Origin of the sequence: Macrococcus bovicus, from assembly GCF_030376725.1 — a bacterium.
GTDB classification, from domain to species: Bacteria; Bacillota; Bacilli; order Staphylococcales; family Staphylococcaceae; genus Macrococcus; species Macrococcus bovicus.
The window spans coordinates 125,284-143,476 of sequence record NZ_CP128470.1 but is presented as its reverse complement, the minus strand read 5'-3'; the positions used below and the strand labels follow the sequence as shown (position 1 = coordinate 143,476).

18 protein-coding genes are annotated in these 18,193 nt (G+C 44.0%); 8 read left to right on the top strand and 10 right to left on the bottom strand.

Going from position 1 to position 18,193, the window contains the following annotated elements:
• Positions 1 to 11: 11 nt before the first annotated feature.
• Positions 12 to 893, bottom strand: a complete 882-nt coding sequence (locus QSV55_RS01105) for an SDR family oxidoreductase (protein ID WP_289650359.1) — start codon at positions 891 to 893, stop codon at positions 12 to 14.
• A gap of 133 nt (positions 894 to 1,026) precedes the next feature.
• On the opposite strand from QSV55_RS01105, the gene deoD reads away from it, so the two are divergent.
• Positions 1,027 to 1,743 (top strand): purine-nucleoside phosphorylase, encoded by a 717-nt coding sequence (deoD, locus tag QSV55_RS01100; protein WP_133451728.1) that lies wholly within the window; start codon positions 1,027 to 1,029, stop codon positions 1,741 to 1,743.
• A 23-nt stretch (positions 1,744 to 1,766) separates the two neighbouring features.
• Here the strand turns inward: deoD and QSV55_RS01095 are convergent, their stop codons facing one another.
• The gene (locus QSV55_RS01095; protein ID WP_289650358.1) at positions 1,767 to 2,096 is read right to left on the bottom strand and encodes a PH domain-containing protein; all 330 of its coding nucleotides are present in this window, start codon (positions 2,094 to 2,096) and stop codon (positions 1,767 to 1,769) included.
• Positions 2,097 to 2,264: 168 nt separating this feature from the next.
• On the opposite strand from QSV55_RS01095, the gene QSV55_RS01090 reads away from it, so the two are divergent.
• From QSV55_RS01090 to QSV55_RS01080, 3 genes are all read left to right on the top strand, one after another.
• Positions 2,265 to 2,882: a DedA family protein gene (locus tag QSV55_RS01090; protein WP_289650357.1), complete on the top strand. Its 618-nt coding sequence runs from the start codon at positions 2,265 to 2,267 to the stop codon at positions 2,880 to 2,882.
• Positions 2,882 to 4,063: an NAD(P)/FAD-dependent oxidoreductase gene (locus QSV55_RS01085; protein ID WP_289650356.1), complete on the top strand. Its 1,182-nt coding sequence runs from the start codon at positions 2,882 to 2,884 to the stop codon at positions 4,061 to 4,063. Before QSV55_RS01090 ends, QSV55_RS01085 begins: the two co-directional genes overlap by 1 nt.
• A gap of 96 nt (positions 4,064 to 4,159) precedes the next feature.
• The gene (locus QSV55_RS01080) at positions 4,160 to 5,245 is read left to right on the top strand and encodes a hypothetical protein (protein WP_289650355.1); all 1,086 of its coding nucleotides are present in this window, start codon (positions 4,160 to 4,162) and stop codon (positions 5,243 to 5,245) included.
• Between the two features lie 25 nt (positions 5,246 to 5,270).
• Here QSV55_RS01080 and QSV55_RS01075 read toward each other — a convergent pair whose 3' ends face one another.
• The gene (locus QSV55_RS01075) at positions 5,271 to 7,271 is read right to left on the bottom strand and encodes a catalase (protein ID WP_289650354.1); all 2,001 of its coding nucleotides are present in this window, start codon (positions 7,269 to 7,271) and stop codon (positions 5,271 to 5,273) included.
• A gap of 329 nt (positions 7,272 to 7,600) precedes the next feature.
• On the opposite strand from QSV55_RS01075, the gene QSV55_RS01070 reads away from it, so the two are divergent.
• Together QSV55_RS01070 and QSV55_RS01065 are read left to right on the top strand one after the other, a co-directional pair.
• The gene (locus tag QSV55_RS01070; protein ID WP_289650353.1) at positions 7,601 to 8,389 is read left to right on the top strand and encodes a TerC family protein; all 789 of its coding nucleotides are present in this window, start codon (positions 7,601 to 7,603) and stop codon (positions 8,387 to 8,389) included.
• A 100-nt stretch (positions 8,390 to 8,489) separates the two neighbouring features.
• Positions 8,490 to 9,065 carry a TetR/AcrR family transcriptional regulator gene (locus QSV55_RS01065; protein ID WP_289650352.1) on the top strand — a complete coding sequence of 192 codons (576 nt, stop codon included), beginning with the start codon at positions 8,490 to 8,492 and terminating at the stop codon, positions 9,063 to 9,065.
• Here QSV55_RS01065 and QSV55_RS01060 read toward each other — a convergent pair.
• Positions 9,049 to 9,294: a hypothetical protein gene (locus QSV55_RS01060; RefSeq protein ID WP_289650351.1), complete on the bottom strand. Its 246-nt coding sequence runs from the start codon at positions 9,292 to 9,294 to the stop codon at positions 9,049 to 9,051. The two genes, QSV55_RS01065 and QSV55_RS01060, sit on opposite strands and share 17 nt — an antisense overlap.
• Positions 9,295 to 9,440: 146 nt before the next feature.
• Here QSV55_RS01060 and QSV55_RS01055 point away from each other — a divergent pair, with 146 nt between their 5' ends.
• Together QSV55_RS01055 and QSV55_RS01050 are read left to right on the top strand one after the other, a co-directional pair.
• Complete coding sequence (locus QSV55_RS01055) at positions 9,441 to 11,201, top strand: acyltransferase family protein (RefSeq protein WP_289650350.1); 1,761 nt, start codon at positions 9,441 to 9,443, stop codon at positions 11,199 to 11,201.
• 64 nt (positions 11,202 to 11,265) lie between these two features.
• Positions 11,266 to 11,757, top strand: coding sequence for a pyridoxamine 5'-phosphate oxidase family protein (locus QSV55_RS01050; RefSeq protein WP_289650349.1), 492 nt, complete (start codon positions 11,266 to 11,268; stop codon positions 11,755 to 11,757).
• A gap of 22 nt (positions 11,758 to 11,779) precedes the next feature.
• Here QSV55_RS01050 and QSV55_RS01045 read toward each other — a convergent pair whose 3' ends face one another.
• The 6 genes from QSV55_RS01045 to QSV55_RS01020 are packed head-to-tail and all read right to left on the bottom strand — an operon-like array spanning position 11,780 to position 18,191.
• A complete protein-coding gene (locus tag QSV55_RS01045; protein WP_289650348.1) occupies positions 11,780 to 12,832 on the bottom strand; it encodes a glycosyltransferase family 2 protein in 1,053 nt (350 codons plus the stop codon).
• Positions 12,829 to 14,307: a phytoene desaturase family protein gene (locus tag QSV55_RS01040; protein ID WP_289650347.1), complete on the bottom strand. Its 1,479-nt coding sequence runs from the start codon at positions 14,305 to 14,307 to the stop codon at positions 12,829 to 12,831. The genes QSV55_RS01045 and QSV55_RS01040 overlap by 4 nt, the downstream gene beginning before the upstream one ends.
• On the bottom strand, positions 14,304 to 15,170 hold the full coding sequence (locus QSV55_RS01035; RefSeq protein WP_289650346.1) for a phytoene/squalene synthase family protein: 867 nt from the start codon (positions 15,168 to 15,170) through the stop codon (positions 14,304 to 14,306). The genes QSV55_RS01040 and QSV55_RS01035 overlap by 4 nt, the downstream gene beginning before the upstream one ends.
• A 12-nt stretch (positions 15,171 to 15,182) precedes the next feature.
• On the bottom strand, positions 15,183 to 16,679 hold the full coding sequence (locus QSV55_RS01030) for a phytoene desaturase family protein (protein ID WP_289650345.1): 1,497 nt from the start codon (positions 16,677 to 16,679) through the stop codon (positions 15,183 to 15,185).
• Positions 16,676 to 17,716, bottom strand: a complete 1,041-nt coding sequence (gene fni, locus QSV55_RS01025; RefSeq protein ID WP_289650344.1) for a type 2 isopentenyl-diphosphate Delta-isomerase — start codon at positions 17,714 to 17,716, stop codon at positions 16,676 to 16,678. The genes QSV55_RS01030 and fni overlap by 4 nt, the downstream gene beginning before the upstream one ends.
• Positions 17,703 to 18,191, bottom strand: coding sequence for a glycosyl-4,4'-diaponeurosporenoate acyltransferase CrtO family protein (locus QSV55_RS01020; RefSeq protein WP_289650343.1), 489 nt, complete (start codon positions 18,189 to 18,191; stop codon positions 17,703 to 17,705). Before QSV55_RS01020 ends, fni begins: the two co-directional genes overlap by 14 nt.
• Between the last annotated feature and the right edge of the window lie 2 nt (positions 18,192 to 18,193).

Sequence of the window (18,193 nt, the reverse complement as noted above, 5' to 3'; positions counted from 1 at the left end):
CTTCTTTTTAGTTAGTTAATCTGCACGCCGCCTGTCACACCGTATACCTGGCCAGTCACATAACTTGCGCTGTCAGATGCTAGAAAGACATAGACATCAGAGAGTTCGACCGGCTGTCCGGCACGCTTAAGATCCACTTTCTGACCGAACTCAGGAATTTTTTCCTGCGGCTGACCGCCTGTAATCTGCAGTGCAGTCCAGATAGGACCAGGTGCTACAGAGTTGACGCGGATCCCTTTCTCACCGAACTGAGTAGCCAGTGATTTTGTGATGGATACAATCGCACTTTTCGTTGCGGCGTAGTCCACTAAGTTTTTACTTGGGTTATAAGACTGAACAGATGAAGTCGTAATGATAGAGGCACCTGCTTTAAGATGCGGCAGCGCAGCCTGAATCAGCCATACTAAAGAAAAGACATTCGTTTCAAAAGTCGAACGTAACTGCTCAGTAGATAAATCTTCAATATGGTCTACTGCGGTCTGTTCACCTGCAACGCTGCAGAGAATATCAATACCGCCCAGTTCTTTGACCGCCTGCTCTACAAGTGTCTTGTTAAATGCTTCATCACGTAAGTCACCCGGAATTAATACGGCCTTCTGGCCTGCTTCTTCAATAACTGCTTTGACTTCCTGTGCATCTGCTTCTTCAAAAGGCAGATAGTTGATGGCAACGTCTGCGCCTTCCTTCGCATAGGCGATGGCAGCTGCACGTCCGATACCTGAATCGCCGCCAGTCACAAGGGCTTTCTTACCTGTCAGCTTGCCTGATCCCTTGTATGATGTTTCACCGCAGTCCGGTACTGGTGTCATCTTCTGTTGCAGACCAGGAGCCTGCTGTTCCTGTTTCTCGAATTTCCCGTTATAGTGCTTAGTTAATGGATTTTCATTTGTCATTACTATCACTCCTTATATGTATTAGTATTGCACGTATGAAATGGTTTAAACACGGATTAGGTCTTCTCTTGAAAAAATAACCACCAATCGGTAGACTGAAGTTGAACACAACTTAATTAAAGGAGAATGAGTCATGACTAAATCTACACCTCACATCAAACCGGAAAACAATCCTATCGCAGAAACGATTCTCTTACCTGGCGACCCGCTGCGCGCAAAATTCATCGCCGACACTTATTTAGAAGATGTCGTACAGTTCAACGAAGTGCGTAATATGTTCGGTTATACCGGCACATACAAAGGGAAAAAAATCTCTGTAATGGGTACAGGTATGGGCATCCCGTCAATCGGTATCTATTCTTACGAACTGATTCACACATTCGGCGTCAAGAACCTGATCCGTGTCGGTTCATGCGGCGCAATGCAGGAAGGAATCAATGTCTATGATGTGATTATCGCTCAAGGGGCATCTACTGACTCTAACTATGTGGCACAATATGGTCTGCCAGGTCACTTCGCACCAATCGCTGACTATAGCTTACTGGCACGTGCTAAACAATTAGCCGATGAAAAAGGGGTACCGAACCATGTAGGTAACGTCTTATCATCAGATATATTCTACAATGCGAATGCCGAGGCCACTGACAAATGGCGCTCTATGGGCATCTTAGCAGTGGAAATGGAATCTGCCGGTCTTTATATGAATGCTGCTTATGCAGGCGGCGATGTTAAAGCACTCGGTATCTTCACGGTCAGCGATCACTTATTGACACATGAAGAGACAACACCAGAAGAACGCCAGACATCATTTACTAAAATGATGGAAATCGCGCTGGAAATCGTGGAATAATAAAAAGCCCCGAGGGGCTTTTTTTATTTGCGCTTATTCAGCTGTTCATTGACATAATCTGCAAATACTTGTGCGGTACCGTTGCCGATATCGCGAATACGAATCGGTCCCATCTCAAAGTTGACAGTCACTGCACTGTCTTCTACTTCCACACCTTTAATGTCATCATAGCTGATGACACGCTGATACGGCTGTCCGTTCATATCGGCCACCATAAAGAAACGCATATCAGTCGGAATGTATTCACCCGTGAATTCTTTTTGATCCCCTACTGCGAACTCGATGATACCCACTACACCTGGCCCTCTTTTTTCTGTCGGACTCAGTTCTGATGCATTGAATAATTCTGTCATTTCAAACGACCTCCTTATATCTACCTCTTAAGTATACCCGCAACTGACTTTCTTTATTCTCAAAACTTGAAGAAGTTATCTCCATCTTTTGGGGTAATTATCATAATATTCGCATTCATTTGTCTGATTCGTTAAACTCAGGGTATAACATTGATAAAGGAGTCTGTTATGCAGCAATGGATTATGGATGTGATGGAGCAGTTCGGGTACTTCGGTGTCTTCCTGCTGATCCTTCTTGAAAATGTCTTTCCTCCTATTCCGTCAGAAGTCATCCTGACGTTCGGCGGGTTCATGGTGACACAGTCTGACAAGCTGAATTTTTTCGGTATGCTTTTAGCTTCAACACTAGGTGCTGTCGCTGGCGCACTTATTCTTTATTACCTGGGACATCTTCTCGGCTTAAAAAGACTCGAAAAAATCGTCGATCGTTATGGCTGGATTCTACGACTGACAAAGGATGATCTCTACAAAGCGGATAACTGGTTCAGGAAATATGGCGGTATCGCTGTCTTTCTCTGCCGCTTCGTCCCCTTGGTGCGCAGCCTGATTTCTATTCCTGCCGGCATCAATCGTATGAACATCGTGACGTTCACACTCTATACCACTGTCGGCACCATCATCTGGAATGCTGTGCTGATTTACTTAGGCTATACTCTCGGCGAAAACTGGGAGCAGGTCCTGCACACTTTCGATACGTACTCAAACTTCTTCTATATTCTGATGGCCATCGGTATTATCGCAATCGTTATCTATTTATATAAACGTAAACCAAAAGGAGAATCGTAATGAATAAAAAATATCAAGTCGTTATTCTTGGTGGCGGATCGGGCGGTATTTCAACTGCCAGCCGTCTGATTAAAGCGGGTATTAAAGATATATTAATCATCGATCACGCTGACTATCATGCCTATCAGCCGGCGTGGCCCCTAGTAGGTAGCGGCGCAGAGAAAAAAGAGAACAGTCGTAAAAAGATGAAAAAAGTCATTCCTCATGGTGCGGACTTTCTTCAGCAGAAAGTAACAGCTATTCAGGCGGTTGAACGTATTATCAGACTGGATAACAACGAACAGATCAATTATGAATATCTCGTTGTGGCACTCGGTCTCCAGCTGGACTTTGAAAAAATTGAAGGCCTGCCAGCAACGCTCGGCAAAAATAATGTCTGTACGAACTATCTCTATGACTATGCGGACTATACCTACGCATCACTGAAAAAAGTAACAGCCGGTAATGTCATTGTGACTAAGCCTTCTACCCCGATTAAAGGGGGCGTTGCACCTGAAAACTCCTTATTCACCTTCGATGAGTTCTTCAAGAACAAGAAAAAAGACCGCCCGACTCTTATCCTTAAGAGCGCTCTTGATTCTCTGTTTCCGGTTGAGAAATACAGAAGAGAGATCGAAAAACAGATTGAAAAGAAAGGGATCTCTTATGATCTGCAGCATGAATTAATTGCCGTCAACGGACCTGAAAAGACGGCTACCTTCAAGAACCTGGCAACATCCGAAATTTATTCACTGCCTTTCGAAATGCTCCTGGTCACTCCTCCGATGAGTGCGCCGGATGTCATCAAACAGTCCACCCTGAGCGATGAAGAGGGCTGGTTAGATGTCAATAAACACACCCTGCAGCATGTCCGTCACCAGAACGTCTTCGGACTCGGTGACTGCACGAATCTACCTACTGTCAAGATGGGAGCCGCTGTCCGCAAGCAAGCACCTGTCCTTGCTCAAAACCTGATTGCCCAGATAAAAGGCAAACCACTGAAAGGGTATTATAACGGCATGACGGCCTGCCCTATCGCAACTGAATATGGTCAGGCGATTATGGCAGAGTTCGGCTACGATTTAAAGCCTAAGGAATCACTGCCTCTTGATCAGTCCAAGACGAATCCGCTGCTCTATCAGATCAAAAAGAGAGGGATTCCTCTGATGTACTGGCATGGCATGCTCAAAGGTCGCAGCTAAAAAGCAGTCCACGTGTGGACTGCTTTTTATTTTCACTGTCTCACTTGCCTTAAATTAGGTACAATACCTGTAAAACACATTAAGGAAGTGAGCCATATGTTCAGAAAGTTTCTTGCACCTCTTCATAAAAAAGTACTCAGCAGTTATGACTCAAGTTATCATCAGTCATTTGATGAACTGATCCACAGACTCTCCTTAGAAGAACTGCGCGATAGCGCCATGTACTATCAGCTGGATTTTGATGACCAGACTTCTCGCCAAGCATTGATCGATATGCTTTCAGAACGTTTCCACAAAAAAGGCAGTCTCTACTATGAACTGCTGATTCAAGAGGAAGTGCTGGATATTCAGTTGCTAGCCGATGCCTTAGCAGAAAATCATAATATCATCCATCTCTCACCTAAAGATCTGGAGCAGATGGTCGCCGCACTGATTATTTTCGATATCGACAAGAAACTGGTCATCCCTGAAGATACAAAACAAACGCTGATGCAGCTGCCGTTAGATGCCATCGAGCAGAAAAAGGAGAAATACGAGCAGAATTTCTCCTTTATTTCCAGTAATCTGATGCTCTACGGTTTTGTCACCCGTGAACATCTGGAAGCCCATTACAAGAAAACCTATCAAGATACTTTCGAAGCGGATAGCATTGATCTTTTCCTGTCCATCTACGATCTGCAGATTCATGAAGGTTATATTGTTGATGCGCTACTTGATTCATGGGTAGATGATAAAGAAGCTTTCCAGGAACTTCAGCAGTTTCCTTACTACGAATTCAAAGATCCTCATGAAGTCTATGATTTTGTCGGTCCCGACCATCACTTACAGACACCGCAGATGAAAAATCTGGGTAAATTCCTCAAAAAAAAGACACAGTTATCGCCTGATGAATGGGATCATCTCATTGAAGGCATCCAAGTCTACACCATGGGGGCACCAGACTTTGAGAGTGCTCAGCATGAAATCAGTTTATTAATAAAAGGGCAGTTCGCTCGGGAGGACAGAGACCAGTTCGATTTACTGTACAAAGATTTCTTTCAGCATACGAGACAATGGATGCTCGGCGGTCATACCCCTGCCGAAATTGAAAAGATGGAACTTGAACATGAATCCATGAAACGTGCCATTAAAATGAATAAAATTGTTGCTATTAATGATATTAAAGCAATCAAAAAGGATTGATCGTTATGATCAATCCTTTTTAAGATTAAAGCTGTCTAGACCAGTGACGCTGTTCTACAAGGTTATTCAAGTAATCTTTTAAGTCTGTACCGACTAAGACGATACCTGGCTGCCCTTCTTTAACAGCAGTCTGTGCCAGTAAAGGTTGGACTTTCTGTGTATAACCGATTGTTTTGTAGTGACGGTTTGCTGCTTCAATTGCATCTTTAGCTGGAGGTGCAAGGGGTTCTGCAGCATCGGCAACTAAAATACCATCGAATAATGTAGAATGCACTGTGTCATATGTTTCAGTCACTTTCAGATTACCGAGCTTCATTGCGCGGTCAGCTACTAATTTATAGTTCACTTTATTCGCTGCCAGTTCTTTGACATAGCTTTCTAACTGCTTAGCATCAGAATCAGCTGTCACATATACGGCTACTGATAAAGTGTCCAGCTTCTTAATCGTCTCTAATGTGCTAAGGGCTTTAGATATTTTTGTTTCTTTGGATTCTTCATCACCAGCCGGTACTTCTGCACCTACACGTAATGCAACCTCTTCTGCCAGCTTCTTATCTACTTTGTTTAAGTTATTGACTGCATTCTGTTTAACGAAGTCTAACTTACATTTACCGATTTCAAAGCTGAACGCATCTGTTAAATGCTGACGTTCCGGCTCAGATAAGCTGTTTAGGAACATTTTAGCTTGAGAGTAGTGGTCAACGAAGCTTTCGCTGCGAGCGCGCACTTTATGAGCATCGATGCGTTCGTAGTAATGCTCGTATCCACCCTCTTCAGCTGGCGTTGTATGAGGGTTATTGTTATTGATCCCATTATTATGATAACTTGTCATCCCTTTATGGATCTGATGCTGGTGTAAACCATCACGCTGATTGTTGGCGAATGGACAGATTGGCGCATTGATCGGAATCTGATGGAAGTTCGGGCCACCGAGACGTAAGAGCTGCGTATCTGTGTAAGAGAACAGACGGCCCTGTAATAACGGGTCGTTACTGAAATCAATACCTGGTACCACATGAGCTGGACTGAACATCACTTGCTCTGTTTCAGCGAAGACGTTATCAACGTTACGGTTTAAAGTTAACTTACCGACGATTTGAACAGGTACGTCTTCTTCCGGCCATACTTTTGTCGGATCCAGAATATCGAAATCGAATTTAAACTCATCTTCCTCTGCAATCAGCTGCAGACCCAGTTCCCATTCAGGGTAGTCGCCTTTCTCGATCGCTTCATACAAGTCTTCACGGTTGAAGTCGATATTTTTACCCGCTATAATCTGTGCCTCATCCCAGACTAATGAATGAGTCCCGAGAAGAGGTTTCCAGTGAAATTTAACGAAGTGTGATTGACCTTCTTTGTTGATCAGACGGAATGTATTGACGCCAAAACCTTCCATCGTGCGGAAGCTCTTAGGGATACCGCGGTCACTCATTGTCCACATCGTCATATGGGTAGACTCTGGATTCTGCGCAAAGAAATCCCAGAATGTGTCGTGTGCTGTTCCTGCCTGAGGAATCTCGTTATGAGGCTCCGGTTTGATGGCATGAACCAGATCCGGGAATTTAATGGCATCCTGAATAAAGAAGACAGGAATATTGTTACCGACTAAGTCGTAGTTCCCTTCTTCAGTATAGAACTTCGTTGCAAACCCACGTGCATCACGGACAGTCTCCGGAGAACCTTTAGAGCCTGCAACAGTTGAGAAACGAACGAAAACAGGTGTTTTCTTAGAAGTATCATTTAAGAATTTTGCTTTCGTATACTTTTCCTGTGATTCATATAACTCAAATTCACCGTGCGCCCCGTAACCACGTGCATGGACAATTCTTTCAGGGATACGTTCATGGTCAAAATGTGTCATTTTTTCTCTGAAATGAAAATCTTCAAGTAAAGAAGGCCCACGTTCACCTGCTTTTAAAGTAAATTCATCTTCAGCCATTTTAAGCCCTTGATTGGTAGTGAGCGCTGCTTCTTGAGTCGTATCAACTGTATAGTTTTGTAACTGCTTGTCTTTTTCATTAGCCATTATCATATTTCCCCCTCATACTAATTGATGTACTTGTTTTATTTACCCGTCTAAATAGGACAGAAACATTTAAAATACATGTTGGTTTTTTTCTTGATTTTGAGTCTTTTACTCGAAATTCTGATATATCGTGTTATAATGAAATAAATAAATACCTACGACACCTGTCGAAGGGGAGTAACTCAAGGAATGTATTTCCTGGTATAATCTCGTCATTACGAAAGCCTGCTTTCCGGGATTATAGAACTTATTGTTCAGTGAGACCTTTGCCAATGAATTTGGCATAGGTCTTTTTATTTGGCAAAATTATAATGAAGGAGGTTCCTTTAATGGATCCAAGTATTTTATTGTCCTATCTCTGGGTATTAGTTGTCCTGATTGTCTTGGAAGGCTTGCTCGCTGCTGATAATGCGATTGTTATGGCGGTGATGGTCAAGCATCTGAAACCCGAAGATCAGAAAAAAGCGTTATTCTATGGTTTAATCGGTGCTTTTATTTTCCGTATGGTGTCACTTTTCATGATTTCTATTCTCGCGAAATACTGGGAGATACAAGCAATTGGCGCGGCCTACCTGATCTTCATGTCAGTCAAAAATCTCATCGACTACTTCAAACATAAAGATCATCCTAATGATCCGGCTGTGCCTGATATCGCCGAAGAACAATCCGAAGATACGAAAGGCAGCGGCTTCTGGATGACCGTCTTAAAAGTCGAATTCGCTGATATTGCTTTTGCGATTGATTCCATGCTTGCAGCTATTGCTATCGCCTTGACTTTACCTCATGTCGGCCCTGACTTTATGGGGATGAATGCCGGACAGTTCACCGTGATGTTTGCCGGTGGTATGATTGGTGTTATTCTGATGCGTTTCGCAGCTAATTACTTTGTAGCGATCTTAGCTAAATACCCGTCGCTTGAGGCAGCCGCATTCGCCATCGTCGGTTGGGTCGGTATTAAACTGGTCGTGCTGGTCTTAGCGCATGAAAAAATCCATGTATTGCCGCATGACTTCCCTCATTCATGGCAGTGGCAGTTGATTTTCTGGACTGTTCTGATCGGTATCGCTTTAGGTGGTTTCCTGCTCGGAAAACTCAAAGAAAAAAGAGCTTCACATTAAATAAAAAGCAGCATTCTCACGAATGCTGCTTTTTATTTATACATCTTACACGGACGTCTCATGTATAATAAGCATAAACACATGAGAAAGGAAGGTGTCTATGCTTATTCCCTCACATTCATTTCCTAAGATTAAATTATTGCTGATTACCACACTCGATGAAATGCTAAAAGATGTGACCATTGACGACATCACTACAACTTCTATCGTACAGAAATCCGGTATCACCCGCTCTACTTTTTACACACACTACAAGGACAAATATGCCTTATTTGAAGATCTGGTCTTATATATCTATTCTGAGATTATCAATAATCTGCGCTTTAAAGCTGAATTCAGTTCTAACCAGGAACTTTTAGAACAATTTAAAGACAACTATGTGCGTACCCTTCATCAACTTTATGATCACAGACATATCTTCGCCCAGATTCCTGCTAGAAGCCGCCTGACGGTCATTGGAAGCGGAATCGATTTTTCAAAAGAGCATTTTCTGGATCAGTTTAAAAAAATGAACTTTGATAGCCCTCTTACCACTGAATATGCTGTGAACTTCTTCTTATCCGGTCTATTTCTTACATATGAGCTCTGGATCAATAATCAGTTTGATCTTCCGATCGATGAACTGAGTGATCAACTGACTCAGCTGACAGCCCTGCAGTTTAATCTCTGTGATTAAACTGCTGTTTTTTTATGGCTTGCTTTAATACCGTTTCACCCAGGAATGTTAAGGTGAGATGTTCCCCTTCTTTAATTAATTTTTCTTCTTTTAATCTGGTATAAGCTGCGTTAAATTCATCCTCCGATAGATCAGCCAGGGAATGGACAGTCAGATTCTTAAGCTGCTGATAGGAAAACGGCTCGCGGTGATGCAAGTGGATAGTGTGTAATAAATAGTTCGTATTCATCGCTCTCACTCCTTTACTACTTCATTAGTTATACCCTAAGTAAACAATAAATTTAAAAATTTGATGAAAAAATCCAGTTAACACTTAACAATAAATCCCTTTTATATTACAATATCATTACATATTGATTAAAAGAGGATTTCTAAATGACTTCTATGAAAAAAGAAACACATTACTTACCTGGCTTAGATGGTTTAAGGGCTATTGCGGTGATGGCCATCATCATCTTCCACTTAAATCCTAAATTTCTGCCAGGCGGCTTTCTCGGCGTTGATACCTTCTTCATTATTTCGGGTTACTTGATTACCATGATCCTGCTTAAGGAATATCGTGAAACGGGTTCTATCAATCTCTTTAAATTCTATACAAAGAGGATTAAACGGCTGTTTCCTGCTATCTTATTTCTGCTGGTTACATTGTTTGCTTACTGTCTGTTATTTGAACAGTCTATTCTTCACCAGCTGAAAAAAGATATCATCGCTGCCTTTTTTTATGTTTCTAACTGGTGGTATATCTATGATAAAGTAGACTACTTCCAGGCGCTTGAGCCAAGACCGCTTCAGCATCTCTGGTCGCTAGCTATAGAAGAGCAGTTCTATATTTTCTTTCCCCTTATCTTACTGCTCTTCCTGAAGAAATTTTCTCGTCGGACAGCAATGATTGCTTTCACTGTTGTGGCTATTATTTCAGCTATCTGGATGGCCATCCTTTATCAACCAGGCATGCAGGTTTCACGGCTGTATTTCGGTACAGATACCCGCCTACAGACGATGCTGCTCGGTGTTCTACTCGCCTTCTTCTGGCCTGCCTTCCGCCTGAGACGTGAAGTGCCTCCTGCCATGCGAGCGACCATCAGCGCCATCGGACTGATTAATTTTGTCATCCTGCTGATCAGTTTTACCCAGATTACTGAAGCGACCGGCTTCCTATATAACGGCGGCTTCTTTATTCTCGGCTTGATCACCATCTCAACCATTGCTTCATCTGTCCATCCAGGCAGCATGCTTAAGCAGCTGCTCAGTTTGCCGTTCCTGACTTATATCGGGCGGCTGTCATACAGTCTGTATCTGTGGCATTTCCCTGTTATCGTCATGGTGGAGCACCATTTCGTTAAAGGGCAAGTCCCGTTTTATGCGTATATCATCGAGATCACACTGACTCTTCTGTTTGCCTGGTTCAGCTATGAGTTTATCGAGACCCCTTTCAGACGTGAAGGCTTCAGTTACTTCAAACCTAGTCATCTGAAAACAAGATGGCCCGTCGTTCTGATGTTACTGGCTCTCGTCGGATTCTCAGGTTACTCGTTTGTTCAGACAGACACAGCTGAAGCCCCTAAAGTGTATACGACTCAGACGATGGGCAGTGTGACATCACCGAAACTCCTCGGTCCAGTCAGCTGGACTGACGAAGATAATAGCGGCAATGACACTCAGTATGAAGCGAAACAATATATTTCACCGCTCTTTATCGGCGATTCAGTGCTTGTTGATATCAATCAGCAATTAAAAGAGATCTATCCGAATGCGACAATAGACGGGGAAATCGGACGGAGTATTTATAAGGCGATTCCGCTTGCCGACCAATACAGTTATCTGAATAAAAAAGACCAGATTGTGGTTTTAGGCATCGGTACAAATGGTGATTTCGAAGAGGTTCAGCTCGAAACTCTACTGGCTAAATTCGATAAAGCAAAAGTTTATCTTGTCACGGCGCGCGTGCCGCTTTCCTATGAATCTCATGTCAATGAGCTGATGAAAGAGGCAGCTGAAAAGCACAAGAATGTTGAAGTCATCGACTGGTATGCAGTCTCCAGTAACCATACCGAGTACTTCGCGCCGGACGGTATCCACCTTGAATATCCAGGTATCCAGGCGATGATCAAATTATTTAACGATTCTATTAAATAGCATATTATTTGAAAGTTTTATCCAAAACCTATACGCTTACAGTATAATAAGCGGAGGTGTTCAAATGAGTGAACAAATTTCAACTGAAGAAAAACGTCAGCGTCTATACGATTTACTGAAAAAGAATGATATTGCGATGTTAACAACGATTTCTGACAACAAATTAATCGCTCGTCCAATGGCTTATAAACATCTGGAAGATGATGCAGATCTATGGTTCTTCACTCTGAAAGATACGGATAAAGCAGATGAGATCCAGAAAGATAACCGCGTCAATGTCTCATTTTCCAAAGAAGGTTATGCTTCTATTTCAGGTACTATCCACATTGTAGAAGATGACGCGAAGAAAAAAGAATTATGGAGTAAGTCGATGGAAGCTTTTCTTCATACAAGCTATGATGACCCTAATGTCATCTTGCTTAAAGTAGAAGCTGAATCAGCTGAATACTGGAGCACAGATCAGACTGTCAAGACCGTCTTCGATGGTTTCAAACGCCTTATCCAAGGTGACCAGAAAGATAATGACGAAAGCATGAATGATACAGTGGAACTATAAAAAGAGCCTTCGGGCTCTTTTTTTATAGCTTTAAGTTCCGGCCTTTCCATTCCACCTTCTTAAAGATGAACGTATGGATGAAAGATTGAGTGAAGACATAGAGGAAATAAATAAAGGCTAAGCTTGAAAATAGCGCTGTCACCAAACTGAAACGCCCGACACGTCTACTTAAAATATAGAAATGCATACTGTAAAGAATATACATCATTATGCTGAATGGCTGAGGTGACAGGATGAGGAGACTCAAACTGAGGAGACTGCCCAGCATCCACAAAATAATAAGCAGCATGATCCATGGTTTAGTTGCCGCTGCTCCAGAGGCGAAATGCTTTGCCCAGCCTTTAGTCATCGCCTGGAAATGAGAGTACATCCGAAAGCTGATGGTCCCTTTGCCGAGTAGCGCTGTTACAGGCAGCTGGTGCTGAGCGAACTGAGCCGCAAGACCGAAGCCTTCAATCAGCTGGCCGCGAGCACCGTAGTGCCCTCCCGTCTCAAAATAATGTGCGCTTGAAGTCAGAACAACCGGCCCGAATGCAGCGGGCGTACTGCCGGAGACGGCTGAAAAGCTGTTCTGTCCGACGACTGTCAGGATATTAAACCAGACTGAGAGCTCTTCATAAGGCTTCTTTGTGATGTGATAAGGTTGAACCGTCATAAGACCGCCGTTATAACACGTCAGTAGATTTCTAAGCGACTGCGAGTGATTCAGTATAACATCCGCATCTAAAAACAACAGATAATCCGACTGTGCATGTTCAGCACCGAAGTAACAGGCTGCAGATTTACCCTGCCAGTCTGTTCTTTTCGGCGGCGTGAGAACCGTCGCCCCTAACTGCCTCGCGATAGCAGCTGTCTCGTCAGTAGACCCGTCATCGATAACCAGACATTGGTGAGGAAGATCCTGCTGCTTTAGAGAAGTGAGCAGATGAGGTAGATTATGCGCTTCATTACGTGCCGGAATAATAACAGTGACCGAGCCTGCTTCTGATGGCCCGCTCTTAACGTAAGGCTTTTTATAGAAGACAAAGCTTCCGGCGCACATCGTGAGCAGTACTAAAAGGCCTGCGATCATCATTCAGACACTCTATCTGCAATCATCTGCCCGACCTGCTGACCACTTAATGTGACCATCGGCATGCCGCCACCTGGATTCACTGTCCCACCGACAAAATAAAGATTATCAAAATAGGCACTTTTTTTCGGATGTTTAAAGCCTTTGTTCTTCTTCTTATCAGAAACCGTGCCATATATGGCGCCCCGGTCAGAGCCATAGGTGGCTTCGATATCATCCGGCATCCAGAAATCCTCTGTTACGATGTGCTGTCTTAAATCGGTCAGTCCCATCCGTTCAAGCTTAATCAAGACCCGTTCTCTCAGTTGGCGGTACTCCGCTTCAGTGAAAGGCTTCTCCTGCTTAAAAGGCACATGGGGCAGAATCTTGATGTTCTCATGTCCTGCTGGGGCCTGACTTGGATCCGTCTTGTTCGTATTGACCAGATAGATGGTCGGGTCATCCGGCAGAACCCGGTCATGAAAGACTTGCTGATAGTTCTTCTTTGGGTCACGAGAGAAAAAGAAATTATGATGTGCAAGCTGCGGATAACTTCTGTCAACACCGATATGCATGACAATGCCTGAAGCAGCCGGCTCAAACTTTTCCTTCTCTTTCTTGATGACGGGCGGCTTCTTCAGCATTTTCTCGTAGAACGGGATGACTTCCATGTTGGAGACAAAATAATCGGCACGAATTGTCTCGCCTGCTGATGTCGTGACGCTGACGATACGCCCTTTCTCAACTTCTGCGGCATTGATACGGATACCTGTATGAAACTTGACACCGATCTCTTTGCCCAGCTTGACAATCGCATCCGCAATCTGATGCATACCGCCTGGGACATACCAGGCACCTTGCTCATGCTGCATATGAATCATCATGCTGAGTACCGCAGGCGCGTCATAAGAAGACGAACCGACATATTTGATGAAGTAACCCAGCAAGGTTCTGAACTCTGCGTTTTTAACACGTTTATCGATGCCTTCCTGCATAGTATGGAAATAATCAAAGCCTCGCAGTGCTTCGAGAGGTCCATGATGCTTGATCAGCGGCCATGTGGAATCCAGTCCCTTGTCAAAATAGCTTTCGACCGTCAGATCATGTATTTTTCCGGCATACTTCAGAAATCGTTGATAGTCTTCAATGTCTCTATTACTCAGATGCTGATTGGCTTTCTTCATCTTCTGCAGATCACCGTAAAGGTTATAGACATGGCCGCTTTCAAAAAAACCGCGCCATTCCAGCTCTAACCGAGTGATCTGCAGATAATCCTCCATCCGTCTACCGCTTCGTTCGAATAGACGTCGAAAAATATAAGGCATCGTTAAAATAGAAGGCCCTAAATCAAAGCCGAAACCTTCCTGTTCGAGGCGGTTGAGCTTTCCCCCTAAATGCTGATTGGCTTCATACAAAGAAACATCAAATCCTTGCTGTCTAAGCGTAACAGCTGCTGAAAGACCGCCGAGTCCGCCACCGATAACGACAACATGCTTCATACTTCCTCCTCCTTTAAATAGCGACTGACCCGCTGACTGATACGATTTTTGTTCATAAGACTGACTTTATGGCGCTGAGTCAGGCAGTTATAATGATTCTTTCTGACTTCCTCCAGTATTTCTGCATAGATCATCGCGGCGATGAGCAGCGGTTTGCGGCAGGGTCTTTTATAAGTAGTGATCAACGGATAAAACGCTGTATATCTCGCCTCGGCATCTGCTGCAAGTGTTTCCCATAACTCAATGAAGGCAGGCGTTATTTCATGACGCTGCAACTGTTCTGGCGTGTAGCCGTACTGCTGCATCAATTCAGCCGGCATGTAGATACGCTGATGTTGCCGGTAATCTTCACCAATGTCCCGGAGTATATTAGTCAGTTGCATAGCGATCCCAAGGCTGTCTGCTGCCTTTCTGCCTTCTGGTGTATCTTCCCCTGCTAAAATCGGATATAAGAGCTCGCCGACCGACCCTGCTACATAAGAGCTATAAATATAGAGTTCTGAAAGCGTTCTAGGTTGCTTGAATGCTATATCCATCTGCTGGCCGGTCACTTGTTTACGTAACATAGCGACGTCCAGCGGGAAGCGCTCTCTGACATCAGCGAGCGCTCGCCACATCGCACTGTCCTGAGGCCGCCCTTCTTCAAAACAGTCTATATCTTCCATCAGTTTCTTCAGCGCGGCTGTTTTCTCTTCGGCCGAGCCCGGCCGGTCAATCAGATCATCTGCTGTCCGGCAGAAAGTATAGATAGCATAGACTGCATTCGCTTCTTCACGAGGCAATGTACTGAATCCATAATAAAATGATTTGGAATGATGCTTGATAATCTGCCGGCAGTATTCATAATCCTGTTCAATAGTCATACAGTATCTCCTTTACTGGCTGTCATCTAAGATCAATTCATCTGTTGCGATTTTGGAGGAGAGTAGAACGATAGGTACACCTGCACCCGGATGCGTGCTGCTGCCTGTAAAGTAAAGATTTTCGCAATGCGCTGCCTTACTCTGCGGCCGTAGATGATTGCTCTGCAGAAGGGTGGGCTGCAGCCCGAAGGTTGCGCCGTTATAGGCATTGAAGCTTTTCTTGAATGCTTCCGGTGTGATATAGGTTTCAGTGACAATTTCCTCTCTTATATGTGCCATTCCTGGCAGCTGCTCTACTTTCGCTAACGCTTTGTCACGGTAATAGGCGATTGTTTCTTGATTCCATTCATACTGAGCAACAGATAGCTCCGAGATCGGCATCAAAATATAGAGTCCGTCTTTACCTGCCGGTGCCATAGTCGGCTCTTTCTTGGAAGCGATATACATATAGACAGAAGGGTCCGTTAACATTCGACCATCGAAAATCTGTTTAATATTCTCATCCAAATCATCCGAGAAAATAAAATTATGCATATTCTCTACTTCATCATATTTTTTCTCCATACCAAGATACAGGACAAAACATGAGCACGAGTAAGCCATCTTGTCGATATAATCATCCGTATACTTTCCTTTCGCCGCCATATCCTTGACCAGTTCTTTTTTCGCGTAAGGGAAATCCGCATTGCACATGACGTAATCCGCATAGATCATCCCATTTGCTGTGCGGATGCCTGTTGCTCTGCCGGATTGAATCATGATTTCTTCCACCGGTGTATTCAAATGGATCGTGCCGCCGAGCTCCTCAAAAAGCTGAGCCATCGCACTGGCCATCCGATGCATACCCCCTTCTATGAACCAGATACCGTAGAGGAACTCAATCATCGGAATAATCGTGTATAGTGACGGACTTTTAGAAGGTGCGATGCCGATATAGAGGGTCTGGAAACTGATGACATCACGCAGTCTCTTGTCTTTAATATATTTAGCCATGCTACTCTCAGCATTGCCGAGTGTACGAAGCTTCAGTCCCTGTCTCAATGTCTCAAAGTTATAGAAATCTTTCTGCTGCCGGAAAGGCCGCTGCAGAAAATGATGTTTCGCAATCGTAAAACGCTGATAAAGATCACTGATATATCTCAGGAAACCTGCGGCATCCTGTTCATTCACCCCTTCAAACAACTCCATCAGCTGGACCAGATCGTTTGAGACATCCAGTTTTTCTGTCCCATTATTGAAATATGCGCTATACATCGGCGTGAGCTTCTGCATCGGAATATAGTCATCTGGATTGCGGCCGGCAAGTTCAAAGATTTCTCTGTAGAGTTCAGGCATCATGACAATAGTGGGTCCTAAATCAAATTCATAGCCATCCTGTTTGATGCGGTGCATCTTACCACCGGGCATACTTTCTTTTTCGTATATTTCAACCTCATAACCTGCATGCTGCAGACGGATAGCAGAGGCAAGACCTGCTACGCCTGCCCCGATCACGATTACTTTTTTCATTTGCTTCTCTCCTTCAGATTGCGTTGACGTTGCCAAGATTCAAGTTCAGGGGATAACACATAAGGGACTTGGTGTAATTCATTGATGTTCTTCGCCCCTAATATAAGTGAGATATCAATCATATGTGCCTTAAATGTCTCTATCAACTGAATAGCAGCCTCCAGGCCATTTGTCTCTACTTCTGTTAAAACAGCACGCGATAAACCGGCGGCTTTAGCTCCCAGTACAATGGATTTAATCGCATCAAGCGGCGACTGGATGCCTCCGCTTGCGAGAATCGTCATCTCCTGCTGAAAAGGTTGGCTCTCAAGGAGTGAGACGGGTGTGGTCTGCCCCCATTCTGATAAGTAGCTTTGATCTTTCTGGGGTCTACGTTCATTTTCAATATAGATGAAATTAGTCCCCCCTCGTCCGCTGACATCCACGATTTGGACTCCAATTCCACGTAACTGTTCTAGTGTTTCTGCGCTCATGCCAAATCCGACTTCCTTAACAATGACCGGGACATCAACACTGCGGATGATGCCTTCTATATTTGTCAGCCAGTCTGAAAAATCCCGTCCGCCTTCAGGCATCACTACCTCCTGAGGGGCATTGAGATGAATCTGCAGCGCATCTGCAGTGAGCATCTCAACTGCGCGCGCCGCAGAACTGAGCGGTACATCTGCACCGATATTAGCAAATACTTTGCCGTGCGGGTTTATTTCTCTGATAATCCGATATGTAGGTATCAATTCCTCATTTTTAAGTGCCGCATGCATCGAACCGACAGCCATCGCAATATCTGTTTCACGTGAAATAGTCGCAAGTTTCCTGTTGATTTCACCGGCCCATTTACTGCCACCTGTCATCGCATTGATATAAAGCGGAAAGTTCAGCGTCAGGGAATCAATCTGAGTTTCAAGTGAGATATCAGACTGCTTGATGGCAGGGATCGAGCGATGCACTAATTGAATCCCGTCGAAGCTCGACTGTGTGACAGGATGACTTAAAGCCAGACGAATATGTTCATCTTTTCTTTGTTCACGTGTTGTCATAAAGTCTCCTTTTCTTTCTGGTGATAAGACGCTGCAGTTTCGGCCTGTTGTAGCGTTGGACTATAATAAAAGGCAGACTGCTGATGAGCGCATAAAAAATATTGATCCTTGCTGCCCATCTGGGGTTCCAGAAGTAAAAAAACGGGCATATTAATAGTGTCAGCCAGTGCGTGAATTCTGCCCGATTGGTTTCGGTGCTGAATGTCTGAAGGGCATGTAAGTCGTTGGAAGCAAGCTCACGATGGTTAAAGCTCGCGCTAAATAGAGATGAACTATCAGGTAATTGATGTTTCCATCTTTTCACTTTAAAGTGACGCTGCCAGAAACGGCCTTCATCTTCAAAAGTAAAGGATTGGAATAGCCACCTATGAGAGGGAAAAAGTGTTCGCGGAACATGCATCATGGTATAGGATAAGGCCAGTTGAATAAACGCCCAGGCTGCCGTATTCCGTAACAATAATCTGAGCAACTTCATCT